Source organism: Acrocarpospora catenulata (genome assembly GCF_018476525.1).
Lineage (GTDB): Bacteria > Actinomycetota > Actinomycetes > Streptosporangiales > Streptosporangiaceae > Acrocarpospora > Acrocarpospora catenulata.
The window spans coordinates 21,564-38,425 of the sequence record NZ_JAHCST010000035.1; the positions used below are offsets into that span (position 1 = coordinate 21,564).

Genomic DNA, 16,862 nt, shown 5'->3' on the forward strand with positions numbered 1-16,862 from the left:
CCACGATTCACTTCCTTAGGGAGAGCGTTAATGGCTCAGGGAACCGTCAAGTGGTTCAACGCTGAAAAGGGCTTCGGCTTCATCGCCCCGGACGGCGGCGCGCCGGACGTGTTCGTCCACTTCTCCGCGATCACGGGTTCCGGTTACCGGAACCTGGAGGACGGCCAGCGCGTGGAGTTCGAGGTCACCGAGGGCCCCAAGGGGCCCCAGGCTTCGCAGGTGCGCGCCCTCTAAACCACTGACACACTGAAGGCGGGGCCCTCCCTAAGGGCCCCGCCTTCAGCGTTGTTTGGGTGGCTCTCGCGTTATTTGAGCGGCTCCAGAACGTCGAGCCCCACGTACGGCCGGAGCGCCTTGGGCACCACGACGGAACCGTCGGCCTGCTGGTGGTTCTCCAGAATGGCCACGATCCACCGGGTGGTGGCCAGCGTGCCGTTGAGAGTGGCCACCATCTGCGGACGCCCGTCGTCGTCGCGGTAGCGGACCTTCAGCCGCCGGGCCTGGAAGGTCGTGCAGTTGGAGGTGGAGGTGAGCTCCCGATACCGCCCCTGGCTGGGGATCCACGCCTCGCAGTCGAACTTCCTGGCCGCCGACATGCCGAGGTCGCCCGCCGCGGTGTCGATCACCCGGTACGGCAGCTCGACCTTGTCCAGCATCTCCTTCTCCCAGGCCAGCAGGCGCCGGTGCTCCTCCTGGGACTCCTCGGGGCGGCAGTAGGAGAACATCTCCACCTTGTCGAACTGGTGCACCCGGATGATGCCGCGGGTGTCCTTCCCGTACGACCCGGCCTCGCGGCGGAAGCAGGAGGACCAGCCCGCGTACCGATAGGGCAGGGACGCCTGGTCGAGGATCTCGTCGGCGTGGTAGGCGGCCAGCGGGACCTCCGAGGTGCCCACCAGATACAGATCGTCCTCGGGCAGCCGGTAGATCTCGCTGTCGTGGGCGATGGTGAATCCGGTGCCCTGCATGGACTCCGGCTTGACCAGCACCGGGGTGATCATCGGCGTGAAGCCGGCCTCGATGGCCTGCTGCATGGCCATGTTGAGCAGGCCGAGCTGGAGCCGGGCGCCGACGCCCCGGAGGAAGAAGAACCGCGAGCCGGACACCTTGGCGCCGCGTTCCATGTCGATGGCGCCGAGCAGCTCGCCCAGCTCCAGGTGGTCGCGGGGGGTGAAGTCGAACGCCCGGGGCGTGCCGATCTCCTCCAGCACCGCGTAGTCGTCCTCACCGCCGACCGGGGCGGCCTCCTCGACGATGTTGGGCACCTTCAGGGCCAGCTCGTCGAGCTCGCCGCCGAGCCGCTCGGCCTCGGTCTCGGCGGACTTCACCCGCTCGGCCAGCTCCTTGGCCCGGTCGAGCAGCGCCTGCCGCTCCTCTCCGGACGCCTTCGACACCGACTTGCCGATGCTCTTCTGTTCGGCGCGCAGCGACTCGAACGAGGTCAGCGCGGACCGCCGACGCTCGTCGAGCGAGAGCAGCGCGTCAACGACGGAGTCATCCTCACCACGGGCGCGCTGGGACGCCCGGAGCCGGTCCGGATCATCACGGAGGGTTCGCAGGTCAATCACACGTCAAAGGCTACCGAGGTACGACGACCGCCCGCGCCTCCGGCCACCCGCCTGTGGATAAGATTTCGGATTGCTCGAAACTAGGCCTGTCCGGTGCGCATTCGCGCCAACCAGTCGGCGGCCTCCGCGAAATCGGTGTCCCGGGTTCCGGGCCGGATCTGGGTGCTGAGCTGATCGGCGCGCGGATAACTTCCCAGGAATCTCAAATCACCACAAATCCGGTGCAAACCGGAAAGGGCTTCGCCGACCCGGGCGTCGGCCACATGGCCCTCGCAGTCGAAATGGAAGAAATAGCGGCCGATGCCGTCCCCGGTCGGGCGGGATTCGATCCGGCTCAGGTTGACCCCGCGCACCGCGAACTCGCTCAGCATTTCCAGCAGCGCCCCGGCATGGTCGTCGCGGAGGAAGGCCACCATGGAGGTCCGGTCCGCGCCGGTCGGCTCGGGCAGCGGCCCGGGCGGGCCGACCCGGATGAACCGGGTGACGGTGTCGGCCCGGTCCCCGATCCCGGAGGCCAGCTCCTCCAGCCCGTACAGCTCGCCGGCGATGGCGGGGCTGATCGCCGCGTCGTACGGAGACTCGGGGTTGGAGACCTCCTGCGCGGCGGCGGCCGTGGAGGAGGCGTGGATGACCACGGCGCCGGGCAGCTCGCGCTCGATGAAGCCGCGGCACTGGGTGTGCGCGGCCGGGTGGGTGACCAGGCGCTTGATCTGGCCGATCTCGGTGCCGGGGCGGACCAGCAGGGAGAACTCGACCGGCAGCAGCAGCTCACCGATGATCAGCAGCGGCTCGCCCCAGGCGAACTCGTCGAGGGTCTGGGTGATCCCGCCCTCCAGCGAGTTCTCGATCGGCACCACGGCGCCGTCCGCCTCGCCCTTGCGGACCGCGTCCAGCGCGGCTCCGACGTTGGCGCACGGCAGGCCCTCGGCCTCGGGTGCCAGCAGGCGCAGGGCGGCCTCACAGAAGGTGCCCTCGGGGCCCAGGTAGGCGAGCTTCGACATAGTTCCAGGTTAGCGAGTCGCCAGAGTGGTTGTATGTGAATACTTACCGATTTCCCGAAGCGTGATCAGTGACTGTCTGGGGGGCAGGCTGCTTCCCGAACCTTGATCAAGGGCCGTCCGGGGCTGTTCGACAGGGACCAACCCGAGGCAAACCTGTTCGCAGGGGCAATCAGGAGCCGCCCGAGGCCAGGCTGCTCGGGCGCGATCAGGACCCAACCAAGAGCAGGCGCTTGCTGTCCCGGGACCAGTGGGACGCCGTTCCTCCCGAGGCTGCGAACGGAAGGTCAGGATGTTTGCTAGGGCGGTCAGGAGCCGCCCGGCGCCAGACTGCTCGCGGGCGCGGTCAGAAGCTGCCTGAGGCCAGACTGTTCGCAGGCACGGCCAGAAGCCGCCTGAGGCCAGACTGTTGGCGGGCGCGATCAGGAGCCGCCTGAGGCCAGGCTTTTCCTGGGGCGTAACCAGAGGCCTCCCGAAGTCAGGGTTGGCTCGATATCCGGGCCCAGGCCGAGCCGGGCGGCGCGGACCGCCTGCTCCTCCTCTGGGGAGAGCTGCTGGCTGCTCTTTCCGGCGCGCACGGGGCGCACGTAGGTGCGGGTTTCGGTGCGGCCGTTGATGGAGGTGAGCACGATGCCGTCGCCCAGGCCGTTGATCATCGCCACCGAGAAGGACAGCCGGCCGGTCATCTCTTCCAGCGCGTCGTAGCGGTAGACGGCCACGTCCCGGATCGCCTTGGCGTCCACCGCGCCCTCTGCCGCCGTCCGCCGGGCCAGCACGTCGAGGCAGTCCTCGACGGCGCGGCGGGCGTTCCGGAGAGCGAGCAGGCCGATGAGCACGCCGGTCACCCCAGCAACGACTCCGACAACCACCACAACAGTAACCAGCACGCGACTGAGAGTAACGGCACGGTCAAGGCTTCGCCAAGTCGGCGGTACCGCTCCGCGGAACTGGGCGGGCGTGGTGTCCTTGCCGCGCCGCGGAACTGGGCGGGCGGGGTGTCCGCGCCGCGCCGCGCCCCGCCCGTCAAGCGGGCTGCTGGTGGGCCGGGTGTGGGTCAACCGGACGTTGATCAGCCGAGCCCTGCCGAGCCGAACTCTCACGGTCCGGACCCTCACGGCCCGGACCCTCTTGGGATGGCCCCTGGTGGGACGGGCTCCCGTGGGGCGGGTGCTGGTTGCGTGGGCGCTGGTTGGCCAGGAGGCAGACGAGGGCGAGTGCGCCCAGGCCGAAGGCGTTCTGGACGATCTTTCCTAGAGTGGGGCTGAGTACCGGGATCTCCCAGCCCTTGATGTACGCGCCCCACCACGGGATCGGGATCACGTAGTAGAGCCACACCCCGGCGGCCAGCAGCGCCCTGGTCCGGGCCAGGGCGGCCAGGACGAGGAGGATCCAGGCCAGGTGGTGGATCCAGGCCACCGGGGAAAGCAGCACCGCCATCAGGCCGGTCAGAGCGATCGCCGTCGGCACATCGCCCTCGTCGTACGCGCGGCGGGCGGCGCGGAAGCCGTACCAGCCGACGGCGGCCACGGCGGCGAGCCAGAGCGCGGTGGTGACGGAGTCCGGCCAGTAGAGGCGGAGGAGCATGGCGCGGATCGACTGGTTGGTGGTGCCTGTGTTGGCGCCCAGGCGTTCGGAGTCGAGCAGCGCGCCGAACCAGAAGTCGGTGGCGTCCTGGGGGATCGCGGCGAACGGGATCAAAGTGAGCACGGCCGCTGTGCCCACCGCCGTCCAGAACGGACGCCGCTGGTCTGGATCGCGCCAAGCCGTGATGGCGAGATAGATCAGGAAAACGCCGGGTGTGAGCTTGACCGCCGTCGCGATGCCGATCAGCATTCCGCGTGGCCACCACGGTCGCCGGACCACCGAATCCAACAGACAGAGCGCCACCAGGAACAGATCCACCTGCCCGAACCTGATCTGATCCCTGATCGGCATCAGGTACAGGCAGGCGACCACGACCAGACCGAACACCAACGGGACCCCGAACCCACGCCCCCATCCGCGCTCGTCCCAGGCGGCCGAACCCTGGCCACCACGCCGCAGAAAAAAGGCCGGGACCGAGAGAGCCGCGTGTCGAAGCCCGTCCCGAAAACCACGGCCTGGAACAGCGGAAGAACGGGGGACGCTGGCCTGGCCTGAAATAGTGGGAGCACTGGGAATTCCGGGCTGACCTGGAACAGCGGGAGCACTAGGAACTCCGGGCTGACCTGGAACAGCAGAAGAGTTGGGGATGTTGGCAGCCTGGCCCGGAACTGCGGGAACACTTGGAACATCTGCCTGGCTTGGCGGGGACGCCCCTTCCGACCCGTCCCGGAACCACCGCTGTGGGACGACTCCTTGGGCTGGCGGAATCGCCGCTTGGAAGCTGTCCCGGAAGGCGTACCAGACCGTCACGGCGAGGGTGAGCAGGATCGCGACGATCCACACCCACTGCGCTACCGGCCAGGAGATCAGCGCGAGCGGAACCGCCATCATCGCGGCGATCGGCGGATAGGTGAACGGCAACAGCTGCGGCGCCGGAGTGATCACTTCATAGACCGGAAGCCCCTGAAGCAGCGCCCAACCACCTGTGCGGTACACATCCAGGTCAACCAGCCGCTGGTCCTCAGGATTGGTGAGCCAATAGCTGACCAACAGCCAAGCGGCCACAACCACGATCACCAGCGCCAGCGCACCAGTTATCCACAGGCGGCGCCTCACCGGAACAGTGCTCACGACCAGGCAGGCTACCGTGGACGCTGTCCGCCCGCCCGTCCACCGGAGGAGGCCCCGGCCCCGTGCTTACGCGCGCCCTCACCTGGCTCGCCCTCACCACCATGCTGGGCCTCTTCTTCCCTGGCACGACCAATGCCACCACCGCCACCAGCGGCTTCCTCGCCAGCACCCTCAATTCCACCGCCGCCAGCGGCCTTCCTGACACCCTCAAAACCATCACCCCCGCGGGCCTTCACGGCACCAGCAACGCCGCCACGGCAACCGGCGAAGTCCTTCCTGGCGCCTCCAGCACCGCCGCCGCGATCAGCAAGGTCCCCCCTGGCACTCTCAACACCACTGCCACGGTCAGGGAGGTCCTCAACACCGGCAAGGCCACCGCCCCCGCACGCAAGGCCACTATCTCTACCGGTCGTGTGGTTCTTATCGGCGTTCCTGGCCTGCAATGGAGTGACCTCAATCCGGAGACCACGCCAAATTTGTGGGCGCTGACCGGGCGAAGCGCCGCGGCGTCCCTCTCCATTCGGACTATTCCGCCGCCTGGGCGCTCCACCACCTGTCCTCTCAACGGCTGGCTCACCATCTCCGCAGGTCAACGAGCAGGGTCACCCGGTGATTGCGCGCCCCCGCCCACCCCTGTCGTGGCCGCCGACGGCTCCGCCACCATTCCGACCTGGTCGGCTCTGCGGGCCTACCAGCAGTCCGGCTCCTTCAAAGCCGACATCGGCCTTCTTGCTCAGACGATTCTGGACAACGGGGGCAAAGTGGCGGCCGTTGGCCCGGGTGCCGCTCTGGCCGCAGCCACCAAATCTGGAAATGTCGCCAGATACGTCACCACCTCCGCCGACCTTCCCGACTTCAGCCCGTACAACTTGATCACCGTCGAGGCCGACGAACTCCAGACGGCCTGGATGGATGCGCAGACGGGCACGGCGACCATGCCGCCCTCCGATGCGGATGTGGGAACGCCGACTGATCTCGCCCCCGAGGTGCGGCGGGAGGCTGCGGCGGCCGTGGATCGCACGGTTGGGGAGATTCTTGGGCGGGTTCCGGTCGGGAGCACGCTCCTGCTGGCGGGGGTCTCGGATGCGAGTGAGGTGGCGCACCTCCACGTTGCGATGGCGCAGGGGCCCGGATATCGGCCGGGGCTGATGACCGCGGCGTCCACCCGGCAGGACGCCCTGGTCACGATCACCGATGTGACGGCGACGGTTCTCGGGACGCTCGGGATGCGGGTGCCGGAGGGAGTCGTGGGCCGGGCCTGGGTGAGCGATGGAACAGCGTCGGGGGGCAAGGGAGGCGCCGATGCGCGAACCCCCAACACAGGAACCCCCAACGCGGGGAACTCCAACGCGGGGAACTCCAACGCAGGAACCTCCAACGCGGAGAACTCCAGCGCAGGGAACCTCAACGCTGAGAACCCCAACACCGGGAACACCAACACCGGGAACACCAACGCCGGGAACCCCGACGCTGAGGTCACCGATGTGGGAGATGTTGTGGCGCGGCTGGCTGATGCGGATTTGGCCAGTCAGGTGTTGCGGGAGGTGCGGGAGCCGTTCTTTTTGAGTCTGGTGGCTGTGCAGTTGGTCTTCTATGGGCTGGCGGCGCTGGTGGTGCGGCGGAACGGGCTGGACGGTACGCGGCGGACGATGAGCGCGACGCGGGTTGTGGCCGTGGTCAGCGGAGCGATTCCGATCAGTACCTTTTTGGCGCAGCTTGTCCCGTGGTGGAGTGTGGGACATCCCATGCCCGCATTGATCGCCACGATTCTGGGGTTCGCCGGATTGATCACGGTGATCGCCCTGGCCGGGCCTTGGCGGCGGAGTGTGATGGGACCGCTCACCGTCGTCGCGGGCGTGTCCTCGGTGGCATTGCTGATCGATGTGATGACTGGATCACATCTGCAGGTCAACGCGGTCACCGGATACGAGCCAGTCACCGGAGGCCGGTTCTACGGATTCGGCAACATGGCCTTCGCGGTCTATTCGACGGGGACGATCCTGGCGCTGGCAGGCCTCGCCCATGCCCTGCGCAACCGCGTCGGAACGGCTCTCTGCCTCGGATACGGACTGCTGGCGATCTTCGCGGACGGCTGGCCGGGATGGGGGGCCGACTTCGGCGGGGTGCCCTCGTTCGTGCTGGGCTTCGCCGTGTTCATGCTGATGCTGGTCGGTCGGCGCGTCACCATCGGGAAGCTGGTCGCGGTGGGCGCCGCCGGAACCCTGCTGATCGGCGCGCTGGCCGTCGCGGACCGGCTCCGCCCGCCGGAGCAGCGCACCCACCTGGGCGTGTTCGTCCAGCAGGTGCTGGACGGCGAGGCCGGCTCGGTGCTCGGCCGCAAGCTCGGCGCCATGCTCGGCACCCTCGGCAACCTCCCGCTGACCCTGCTCTCCCTGGTCGCCCTGGCCTTCCTCTACCTGGTGCTGGCCCGGCCGTCCCACCTCGGCGCCCCCGCCCTGAGCCGGGCGTACGGCTACGCGCCGACCCTGCGCGCAGGCCTGTTCGGCGCGCTCACCGCCGCCCTGGTCGGGTTCCTGATCAACGACTCGGGGATCGCGATCCCGGCGATGGCGTTGACGGTAGCGGTGCCGCTGACCCTGGCCGCCTCGCTGCACGCCCTGCGCCTCGCCAGGTCCACCACAGCAGCGCCCCAGTCAGCCCCAGCAGGGTCGCGGGCACGACCTGGGCCCTGACCACGTCCACCAGCCATCCCAGGTCCCCGGGCTGCCCAAGCTGCCGGGCCGGCAGGTACGCCAGGGACAGCGCCGCCAGCCGCACCACCAGGAACCCGTCCAACGCCGATGCGGGCACCAGCGCCAGCAGCGCGAACGCCAGCCCGTCGTACCAGGGCAGCACGTACGGCGTGGCGAACAGCCAGGCCACCACGAACACCACGGCGACCATCGGCCCATCCAGCGGAAGGGACCGGCGCCCGTCTAGTGAAAGGGACCGGCGCCCGTCTAGTGAAAGGAACCGGCGCCCGTCTAGTGAAAGGAACCGGCGCGACAACCCCCAGACCAGCACCGCGAGCAGAATCAACGACCCAAGCTGGATCCACACCCGGTAGGCGCCCGACCCGAGCCCCAGCTGTAGCCCGCGCTGCACCAGCTTCCACGGGGTGGCCAGTGAGACCGATCGGCTGGCGTTGAGTACCTGGTCGAACGCGTGCGGCCCGGCCAGCCAGTACGCCACGCCCGCCACCGCCACCGCGATCCCGGCCACCACCGCCAGCCGGGACAGCTGACGCCGCGCCTCCCAGGCGGGCCCCAGCGCCACCAGCCCGGCCGTGATCTTCACTGCCACCCCGAGCCCGAGTAGCACCCCGCAGGCGACCCATCGGCCCCTGAACACCAATGCGGCGATCATGAACGCGATGGCCAGGGTGTCCACGTGCATGCCGGCCGCCAACTGGTACACCACCAGGGGGTTCGCCGTCCACAGCAGGGCGGCCCGCCCCTGGCGTACCGGATCCTGGCTGGTGGCTCGGTGGAGGAGCAGGGCGGTGGCGACGAACGCCGCCGCGTTGACCACGGCCAGCACGAACACCGTCAGCCGCACCGAGTCGCCCCCGATCCAGGAGGCGAACGCCTGGACAGCGGTGGCGACCGGTCCGTACACGCTGGGCGTCGTGGTCCATTCCTCGACGCTCCCCAGTACGGGATCGCCGGGCAGATCCGCCGGAACCGTCACATAAGGATCGAGCCCGAGGGTGACCATCCGCCCATAGGCCGCGTAGTTGAGATGGTCGGCCGACCCGAAGGACGGCAGGAAGGCCAGCAGCGCGGCCACGGCACATCCGGTGACCAGCAGCGCCCGGGCGGGCAGGCGGGAGGCGTACAGGCCGGTGAACAGACCTGCCGCGCCGAGGATGAGCGCGGCGGCGGCCAGCCCGATGACCAGATGCCCGCCAGGCCGCACGTCCAGCCAGAACGGCGGCGGACCGGACCCCGGCAGGTTCGGCACCATGGCGGACGGTCCGAGCAGCGCGATGAGGACCGTCAACAGCAGTGACCCGCCGACGCAGCCGACGGCCACCGTGTCTCGTCTCACCCGCCGAATTCCACCACAAGGTCAGGACTCGAACGCGCACGGCGCGACAGGTCACCGACAGCCAACCCCGGAACACACCCTCAGAAGCCAGCAACGCGTTAGGGGCTCTGGGACGACCCCCGGAATCCGCCCGAACCTAAACGGGGCTCAAAACGCCCACGGCTACGAGTCACGGACAGCGAACCAGGGACACACCCTCGGAAGCCCGCAACGGGTTAGAAGCCAGGAACCAACCCTGATTGGGGCTCAAACGGCACGGCACGACAGGTCGCGAATAGACGGCGCCCAGGCACCCTTGGAGGCGCGCAACGCGTTAGGGGCCCTGGGACACACTCTGATCGAGGCTCGGACGCGCACGGCGCGTCAGGTCACGGACAGCTGGCGTCCGGAACGCACGCTCGAACGCCTGCGGCGCAGAGACACACCCTGGTCAGGCTTTGGATGTGCGTAGCCCGCTCAGTTCGCGGGCGGCCAGGGCCAGGGAGACGTCGCGGAGTTGCTTGGCCCGGTGTAGTTGGGCGCGCCAGTCGGTTCCGGTGGCCCGGTGGGCCATGTCCACCGGGACCTCGATCACCCGGAACCCCTTGCGGAGGAGGTCAACGGTGAGGCCGACCTCGACGCCGAAGCCGTGGGCCAGTGGCCGGGCCGCCTCGAACGCGGCGCGGGTGAGGCAGCGCTGTCCGTTGAGCGGCTGGGCGGGCTCCCAGCCGGTGGCCCGTTTGATGCCCTCGGTGGCGACCTTGACCACGATGCCGTGACCACCGAGTTTCACCCGGGTGGTGAAGACGGCAATGGTCATGTCCGCCTCGCCCGCCCGGACAGGGGCGATCAACGCCGCCGCGGCGAGCGCGGTCTCGCCCAGGTCGGCGTCGAGAAAGAGCAGGTTATGCGGAACGTCCCTGCCGTCCTCCAGCAGCCGCACGGCCTCCGCCCCGGTCTCCATGGCGGCGGCCTTGCCGCGGTTGCGGCTGTGCCGGACCACGCTGGCGCCGGCCGCCCGCGCGGCCCGGCCGGTCTGGTCGGCCGACCCGTCGTCGACCACCACGACCAGATCCACCCCGGGCAGCTGCCGGACGGCCGACACGGTGACCCCGACCCGGTCGCCCTCGTCCTTGGCCGGGATGATCACCGCGGTGTCCGGCGTGGGGACGTCAGGGACGAGGTCGCTCATTGCGAGTGTTCCGCCGGCAGGGTGTCGTGCACCGTGAAGACCGAGTCGAGGCCGGTCACCTGGAGGATCTTGCGGACCGCCGGGCGCGGTGCGGCCACCTCAAGCGCGCCGCCGCGTTCCTTGAGCCGTTTGAGCGCCGACAGCAGCACGTTCATGCCCGTGGAGTCGCAGAACTCGACTCCGGACATGTCGATGACCACCAGGTCGGGACTGGTCTCCTCCAGTAGCCGGGTGAACTCCGACTGGAGGCGAGGCGCGGTATATAGATCGATTTCACCAGCGATGGTCATGACGGCCTGGCTGGCGTGGGATCGGGTCGAGACTTTCAGCTCCACAGCGCGCACACTAGCGCCGCCACCGCCCGGGGTCACGTTTCTGCGGGAATACCGAAGAGTCGTTCGCCCTTTGTCCCCGATTTCGGCCTCATGTAAACGCTGAGTGCGCGAAGCTTGACGCTACGACACCGGCTGGTCCGGAGGGGAGGGGCCCGGAACCCTCACCCAACCGGCCGCCTTCAACACAGGAGGGGGCACGGGCGTCGGGTGACCCACGGGCCCGGATCACGCATGAACACTGAACTTCCGGAAGATCCTCAACGACGCCGGCTGCGTGAGCGGCTGGAACTCATCCAGATCAGGACCGACAAGGCGACCTCCTGGCAGGAGCCCGCGCAGACCCTGCGCTCCCTGGTCAACCGCGCGGGGTACGTGCCGGTCAAGGCGCGGCTCTCGGTGGAGGACCTGGACTTCCTCTCGACCTCCCGGGAGGAGCTGCTCAGCTTCGCCGAGCTCGGGCTGCGCCTGCTCGACCTGCACCAGCCGCGCGACGCCGGCGGCATCACCAGCGACACCGCCCACCCGATCCTGCGCTGCCGCAGCTGCATGTGGCGGTGGCCCTGCCCAACCTTCCGCGCGATGGCCGAAGCTTTCCCCGCGTAGAGCCGAGCGAGCAGGGCGCCGCGTAAGACGAACGGGCAGTGCCTCGCGTAAGCGAACGGGCAGTGGCTCGCGTGAAGCCGAACGGGCAGTGCTTCGCGTGAAGCCGAACGGGCAGGCCCCGCGTAGAGCCGAGCAAGCAGGCGCCGTCAGAGCCGAGTCGGCAGGCGGATCTCGAAGCGGCAGCCGGGGCCTTCGTTGACCACGGTGACGGTCCCGTCGTGGGCCTCCACCAGGCCCTTGGCGATGGCGAGGCCCAGCCCGGCACCCCCGTCCGGCCCGGGCGTGCGGGCGGTCTCGCCACGGAAGGCCACGTCGAACACCCGGGCCAGCTCGTCGTCCGGGATCCCGCCGCAGGCGTCCAGCACCGAGAGACTGGCGGTCTCCCCGTCCGACCGGACCACCACCGTCACCGTGCCCTCCGAGGGCGTGTGCCGGATGGCGTTCACCACCAGGTTCCGCAGCGCCCGCCCGAGCGCCCCCGCGTCGGCGTGCACCGGCACCCCGCCCTCCACCTCGGCGGTCAGCCGTACGCTCCGGGCCAGCGGCTCCACCCCGGCCAGCACGTCGGCCACCACGTCGGCCAGCCCCACCCGGGTCCGGGCCAGGCGGAGCGAGCCGGCGTGGATGCGGGAGAGTTCGAACAGGTCGTCCACCATGCCGGAGAGCCGGTCCACCTCCAGCCGGATCTGGGTGTGGTACCGGCGGACCGTCGCCGGATCGTCCACCACCCCGTCCTCCAGCGCCTCGGCCATCGCCCGCATCCCGGCCAGCGGCGTACGCAGATCGTGGCTGACCCAGGAGACCAGCTCGCGCCGGGCGCTCTCCAGGGTGCGCTCCCGCTCCCGGCCGGCCTGGATCCGCGCGTACGCCTGACCCAGCGCCTGGCTGACCCGTTCCAGCTCGGCGGGGAGGACCCCCCGGGGCGGGGCCACGTAGTCGCCGGTCTCGCCGGTCCGCTCCACGGCGTCCACCAGGGCCCGCCCGGCGGCGACCACCCGGCGCGCGATGACCAGGGCCACCCCCAGACCGACCAGGCCGCCGATGGCCAGCACGGTGAGCACCACGTCCCTGGGCCGCCGGTCGATGATCATCGCCATCGTGATCGCCACGATCCCGGCCAGCGTGGCCAGTACGGTGACCACCGCGACCACGCCGAGCATCACGCCGATGGACCGGCGGCGGAGCACCCGGAGCACGGCGAGCCCGAGCAGCGCGATGACCAGGCCGAGCCCGGCGCAGACCGCCAGAATCTGGACGATCATGACAGTGGCTCGTACCGGTACCCGACCCCCCAGACCGTGACGATGCGTCGCGGGTCGGTGGGGTCGGCCTCGATCTTCTCGCGAAGCCGCCGCACGTGCACGGTCACCGTGGAGGAGTCGCCGAACGACCAGCCCCAGACCTGGTCGAGCAGGGCGGTACGGCTGAACGCCTGGCGGGGGTTGCGGAGCAGGTAGGCCAGCAGATCGAACTCACGAGCGGTCAACGTGATCTCGGCGCCGCCCAGGCGTACCTCGTGCGCGCCCACGTCCACCACCAGGTCGCCGTCGCGGAGCACCCCGGTCCCGGCCGGCACCAGCGCGCCGCGCGCCCTGCGCAGCACCGACTGCACCCGCAGGGCCAGCTCGCGCGGGCTGAACGGCTTGGTCACGTAGTCGTCGGCGCCGGTCTCCAGGCCGACCACCCGGTCGATCTCCTCACCCAGCGCGGTCAGCATGATCACCGGCACCGGCCAGCGTTCCCTGAGCTTCCGGCAGACCTGGAGGCCGTCCATTCGGGGGAGCATCAGGTCCAGCACCAGCAGGTCAGGCGGGCTGGCCAGGGCGCGCCGGAGCGCCTCCGCGCCGTCGCCCACGCACTCCACCTCGTGGCCGTCCCGCTCCAGATACCGGGCCACCACCTCGGCGACAGTGGGATCGTCGTCCACGACGAGGATGCGCGCGGCGGGATTGGCTGTCACCACTTCAGATTAGGGCGGGAGACCCCTACCCCCACGCCTTCGTCACCACACCGTAAGTGATTCACGTGAAACGTCGATCTTTCTCAGCGAGGGCCCGGCGGAACGCGTATTTTTGTGGCTATGGCCCGCACCGCGTTAACCGTCGTCGGCATCATTCTCGCCATCTGGCTGGTGGTCAGCTTCCTGATCCCGGCCCTCTTCGCGACCCTGAAGTTCCTGCTGGTCTTCGCACTCATCGCGCTCGCGGTGGTGGCGACGATCACTGTGCTCGGACGGAGTTCACGCAGAGATTAGACAACCTCGCGCAGCGTGCCCATTCCGGTCGTCCTCGGTTGACCGTTTCGGGCAGGCTGCGGAGCGTGCAGCACCGCCCAGACCGTGGTCGCCTCGTCCTCGTGCCGGACTCCCCAGCGGACGGCGAGGTACTCCACGATGCCCAGGCCCCGCCCGCCGAGCGAGGAGAGGGTGGGCCGTCCGGCCCGGGGTTCGGTGGCCGCGCCGCCGTCGCTCACCGAGATCTCGACATGGCTCTCCGAGCACGCCCAGGCGACCCTGAGCTGGCCGGTGGCCAGGGGATGCGCATGCCGGAGGGCGTTGCTGAGCAGCTCACTCATCACCAGGACGGTGTCGTCGACCGCACCGGCGTACACGCCACAGGCGATCAGGTCGGCGCTGAGGCGTTGCCGGGCGACGGCGACGCTTGCCAGCGCGTACGGCACCATGATGACGCTCGACGCACTCACCTCCCCGTCTCCCGTACCCCCTGAGGAGTCACACACCCCAGATACGACCGAAATGCCCCGTTAGCCGACAGCGGAAACCGACCGACCATTACAGCTTGTGAACATTGGAGAATAGGCCGCACGTACCGTGACCGGCCCGTTACCGCAGTGCTGAGTCCACTCCTGTAACGGGGTTTTCGACGTGCGCGGTCGTGTTCAGCACCACGCGCATCCGGGTTCCCCCGCCGGGGCGGGCCAGCGCGGTCACCTCGCCGCCTTGGGCTTTGGCCAGGCTTCGCACAATGTACAGGCCCAAACCAACCCCTCCGAACCGGCGTCGGTCGCCGCTGTCGCCCTGGACGAAACGCTCGAAGACCCGCTCCCGATCGGCGGGTGGGATGCCGATGCCCTCGTCGTCCACGACCAGGACCACCCGATCCCCCTCGGGCCAGGCGGCGACCCGGATCAGGCCGCCGTCCGGGGAGTACTTGAAGGCGTTCTCCAGCAGCTGGCCGAGGAGGATGTCGGTGGCCAGCTCGTCGCCGTGGGCGGCGGGCAGGTCGTCGGGGATGCTCACCTCGATCCGGTGCCGGTCGGACAGCACCGGCAGGCCGAGGGTGGCCGCGCGCACCCGCTCGGCCAGGTCGAACGGCTCGGCGCGTACGCTCGGCTCGGCCGCGCCGGCCCGGGAGCCGAGCAGCAGCTGGTCGATGAGGTGGCCGAGGGATTTGGCGCGTTCCGCAATGGTGTGTACGGCGGAGCGGCGTTCGTCGTCGGAGAGCTTGTCCCAGCGGGTGGCCAGCGTGCTGGCGAAGCCGCGCACGATGGTGATCGGGGTACGCAGCTCGTGGCTGGTGGTGGCCAGGAACAGGTCCTTGGCCTCCTCCAGTTCCTTGGCCCTGGTGACGTCCCGGAAGTCGACCACGATCTCGCCGGTCTCGTTGATCTCTGCGCAGAGCACGTCCAGCCACCGCCCCGAGGGCAGCTGGATGGTGAGCTTCTCCCCGGGCACCGGCAGCGCGAACGGCGGCGGCCCGCCGATCACCTCGTGCGCCGGGAACCCGGTGAGCTCGGCCGCCGACGGGTTCCACTGGATGACCGCGCCCTTCCCGTCCAGTACGGCGATGCCGTCCGCGCTGGCGTCGAAGACCGCGCGCTCGTGGGCGCGCTGCCGTACCGCGTCCTGGTACGCCATGGCGTTGGCGACGGCGATGCCGGCGTGACCGGCCAGCAGTTCCAGCAGCTCCAGTTCGAGGTGGCCGGCCTTGCGCCGGGCGAACAGGGCGTAGAGCGCGCCGTACGGGCGGCCGCCGACGGCCGCGATGCCGACCGCGATGGTGTGCAGGCCGTCCAGCTGGGCCCAGATCAGGTCCTGGAGGCCGTCGTGCCCGGTCTCCAGCATGACCGGTTTACCGGTTCTGAGGAGCTTGCCGACCAGGCTGGAACCCAGGTCGGCGGTGGCGCCGCGGATCGAGGTGGGCAGCTGGTGGGAGCCGACCAGGCGCAGCCGGTCCCCTTCGATCTGCACGAAACCCCCCGCGTCCGCGCCGGTCAGCTCGGTGAGGCTGGCCGCGATGCGGTCCAGCACGACGGGCAGGTCCAGTTCGGCATTGATGTCGCCGACCACGTCGGTGAGGCGGCGGACCAGTCTGGCCCGGCGCACCACCCGGTCCCTGGCGGCCTCGTCCTCCTTGGTCACGTGGTAGACGTTCACGTAGCCGAGCAGCGCGCCCGCGTCGGTGCGCAGCGCGCCGGTGTCCACCTGCACGTCGATGAGCCGCCCGTCCCGGTGCAGGCGTTTGGTCCGCAGCGACACCTGGCCACCGTTGCGCACCCGTTCCAGCACCGCGTTGTGCTCGGCCATCAGCTCACCGGGCACCAGCGGGGCACGGCGGCCGAGCACCTCGGCGGCGGACCAGCCGAACAGTTGCTCGGCGGCCGGATTCCAGCTGAGCACGGAGAGGTCACGGTCCAAGGCGACGATGGCGTTGGCCGATCCGGCCAGTACGGCCCTGGCCAATCCTTCGTCCTCGGCGTCCCATTCGTCCCTGTGATCACTCTCCATCCCTCCATCGTGCCTGGTTTCCGATCGTGATCTTGGTGTTTTTCCCGGCTCCGCTACAGTGCTCCCGACAGCGAGAGGAAGTGGGGCCATGTCGGAAGAGGTGTCCTCCGGGGACCTCGAAGCCCTGCTCCGGGTGACCGCACCCGGCTATGTCGGGAAAACTGCGCCCGACATCGCGTTCGGCACGACCGACACTCCGGTCGGGCGACTGGTCCTGGCGGTGACCGGGCGCGGTGTGGTGTCCGTCAGTTTCGAGCCGGAACACGCGGTCTTCGCCCGCGTCTCCCGCGACGTCGGCCGCTTCATCGGCCCCGACCCCAACCGCCTGGATCCGGTACGGCGTGAGCTGGACGCCTACTTCGCGGGCCGGCTGCGCGCCTTCACCGTGCCGTTCGACCTGCGACTGGCCACACCCTTCGCCCGGACCGTGCTGTCCATGCTGACCGGGGTCGGGTACGGCAGCGTGACGACATATCAGGAGATGGCCGAGCGCATCGGACGGCCGCAGGCGCTGCGCGCGGTGGCCAACGCGGTGACCGCCAACCCGGTCTGCCTGATCGTGCCCTGCCACCGGGCGATCGACTCGTCGGGTTCGCTCGGTTCGTACGCGGGGGGCGCGGCGGCCAAGGAGCAGCTGCTCCGGATGGAGGGCGCGTTTTCCTGACCTCACGGCTT

General features: G+C 69.6%; 15 protein-coding genes and 1 pseudogene. 5 read left to right on the forward strand and 11 right to left on the reverse strand.

The window, feature by feature from the left end; translation table 11 throughout:
• Nucleotides 1-30: 30 nt before the first annotated feature.
• Nucleotides 31-234: a cold-shock protein gene (locus KIP79_RS28860; protein WP_030455233.1), complete on the forward strand. Its 204-nt coding sequence runs from the start codon at nucleotides 31-33 to the stop codon at nucleotides 232-234.
• Between the two features lie 71 nt (nucleotides 235-305).
• Here KIP79_RS28860 and serS read toward each other — a convergent pair whose 3' ends face one another.
• The 4 genes from serS to KIP79_RS48635 form a co-directional block, all read right to left on the reverse strand.
• Complete coding sequence (serS, locus tag KIP79_RS28865) at nucleotides 306-1,568, reverse strand: serine--tRNA ligase (protein WP_214108086.1); 1,263 nt, start codon at nucleotides 1,566-1,568, stop codon at nucleotides 306-308.
• 80 nt (nucleotides 1,569-1,648) lie between these two features.
• The gene (pheA, locus tag KIP79_RS28870) at nucleotides 1,649-2,569 is read right to left on the reverse strand and encodes a prephenate dehydratase (protein WP_214108087.1); all 921 of its coding nucleotides are present in this window, start codon (nucleotides 2,567-2,569) and stop codon (nucleotides 1,649-1,651) included.
• A gap of 419 nt (nucleotides 2,570-2,988) precedes the next feature.
• On the reverse strand, nucleotides 2,989-3,453 hold the full coding sequence (locus KIP79_RS28875) for a DUF4446 family protein (protein WP_214108088.1): 465 nt from the start codon (nucleotides 3,451-3,453) through the stop codon (nucleotides 2,989-2,991).
• A gap of 136 nt (nucleotides 3,454-3,589) precedes the next feature.
• Nucleotides 3,590-4,993: a glycosyltransferase family 87 protein gene (locus tag KIP79_RS48635; protein ID WP_372453705.1), complete on the reverse strand. Its 1,404-nt coding sequence runs from the start codon at nucleotides 4,991-4,993 to the stop codon at nucleotides 3,590-3,592.
• A gap of 350 nt (nucleotides 4,994-5,343) precedes the next feature.
• Between KIP79_RS48635 and KIP79_RS47480 the strand changes: the two genes are divergently transcribed.
• A complete protein-coding gene (locus KIP79_RS47480) occupies nucleotides 5,344-7,974 on the forward strand; it encodes a hypothetical protein (RefSeq protein WP_308169941.1) in 2,631 nt (876 codons plus the stop codon).
• Between the two features lie 313 nt (nucleotides 7,975-8,287).
• Here KIP79_RS47480 and mptB read toward each other — a convergent pair.
• The 3 genes and pseudogenes from mptB to KIP79_RS28900 form a co-directional block, all read right to left on the reverse strand.
• Nucleotides 8,288-9,247, reverse strand: a pseudogene (mptB, locus tag KIP79_RS47485) (polyprenol phosphomannose-dependent alpha 1,6 mannosyltransferase MptB); the annotation flags it as partial.
• A gap of 514 nt (nucleotides 9,248-9,761) precedes the next feature.
• Nucleotides 9,762-10,502 carry a glycosyltransferase family 2 protein gene (locus tag KIP79_RS28895; RefSeq protein ID WP_214108089.1) on the reverse strand — a complete coding sequence of 247 codons (741 nt, stop codon included), beginning with the start codon at nucleotides 10,500-10,502 and terminating at the stop codon, nucleotides 9,762-9,764.
• A complete protein-coding gene (locus tag KIP79_RS28900) occupies nucleotides 10,499-10,837 on the reverse strand; it encodes an STAS domain-containing protein (RefSeq protein ID WP_214108090.1) in 339 nt (112 codons plus the stop codon). Before KIP79_RS28900 ends, KIP79_RS28895 begins: the two co-directional genes overlap by 4 nt.
• Nucleotides 10,838-11,068: 231 nt before the next feature.
• Here KIP79_RS28900 and KIP79_RS28905 point away from each other — a divergent pair, with 231 nt between their 5' ends.
• Entirely contained in the window at nucleotides 11,069-11,440 is a 372-nt protein-coding gene (locus KIP79_RS28905; protein WP_214108091.1) for a hypothetical protein, read from the forward strand.
• 146 nt (nucleotides 11,441-11,586) lie between these two features.
• On the opposite strand, the gene KIP79_RS28910 is transcribed toward KIP79_RS28905, so the two are convergent.
• Nucleotides 11,587-12,702 carry a sensor histidine kinase gene (locus KIP79_RS28910; protein ID WP_214108092.1) on the reverse strand — a complete coding sequence of 372 codons (1,116 nt, stop codon included), beginning with the start codon at nucleotides 12,700-12,702 and terminating at the stop codon, nucleotides 11,587-11,589.
• Nucleotides 12,699-13,400, reverse strand: a complete 702-nt coding sequence (locus KIP79_RS28915) for a response regulator (RefSeq protein WP_214108093.1) — start codon at nucleotides 13,398-13,400, stop codon at nucleotides 12,699-12,701. Before KIP79_RS28915 ends, KIP79_RS28910 begins: the two co-directional genes overlap by 4 nt.
• 120 nt (nucleotides 13,401-13,520) lie before the next feature.
• On the opposite strand from KIP79_RS28915, the gene KIP79_RS28920 reads away from it, so the two are divergent.
• Nucleotides 13,521-13,694, forward strand: coding sequence for a hypothetical protein (locus tag KIP79_RS28920; protein ID WP_214108094.1), 174 nt, complete (start codon nucleotides 13,521-13,523; stop codon nucleotides 13,692-13,694).
• Here KIP79_RS28920 and KIP79_RS28925 read toward each other — a convergent pair.
• Nucleotides 13,691-14,143 carry an ATP-binding protein gene (locus KIP79_RS28925; protein WP_308169942.1) on the reverse strand — a complete coding sequence of 151 codons (453 nt, stop codon included), beginning with the start codon at nucleotides 14,141-14,143 and terminating at the stop codon, nucleotides 13,691-13,693. The two genes, KIP79_RS28920 and KIP79_RS28925, sit on opposite strands and share 4 nt — an antisense overlap.
• 139 nt (nucleotides 14,144-14,282) lie before the next feature.
• Nucleotides 14,283-16,187: a PAS domain S-box protein gene (locus tag KIP79_RS28930; protein ID WP_214108095.1), complete on the reverse strand. Its 1,905-nt coding sequence runs from the start codon at nucleotides 16,185-16,187 to the stop codon at nucleotides 14,283-14,285.
• Nucleotides 16,188-16,275: 88 nt separating this feature from the next.
• Here KIP79_RS28930 and KIP79_RS28935 point away from each other — a divergent pair, with 88 nt between their 5' ends.
• Nucleotides 16,276-16,851: a methylated-DNA--[protein]-cysteine S-methyltransferase gene (locus KIP79_RS28935; protein ID WP_250214007.1), complete on the forward strand. Its 576-nt coding sequence runs from the start codon at nucleotides 16,276-16,278 to the stop codon at nucleotides 16,849-16,851.
• The last annotated feature ends 11 nt before the right edge of the window (nucleotides 16,852-16,862 follow it).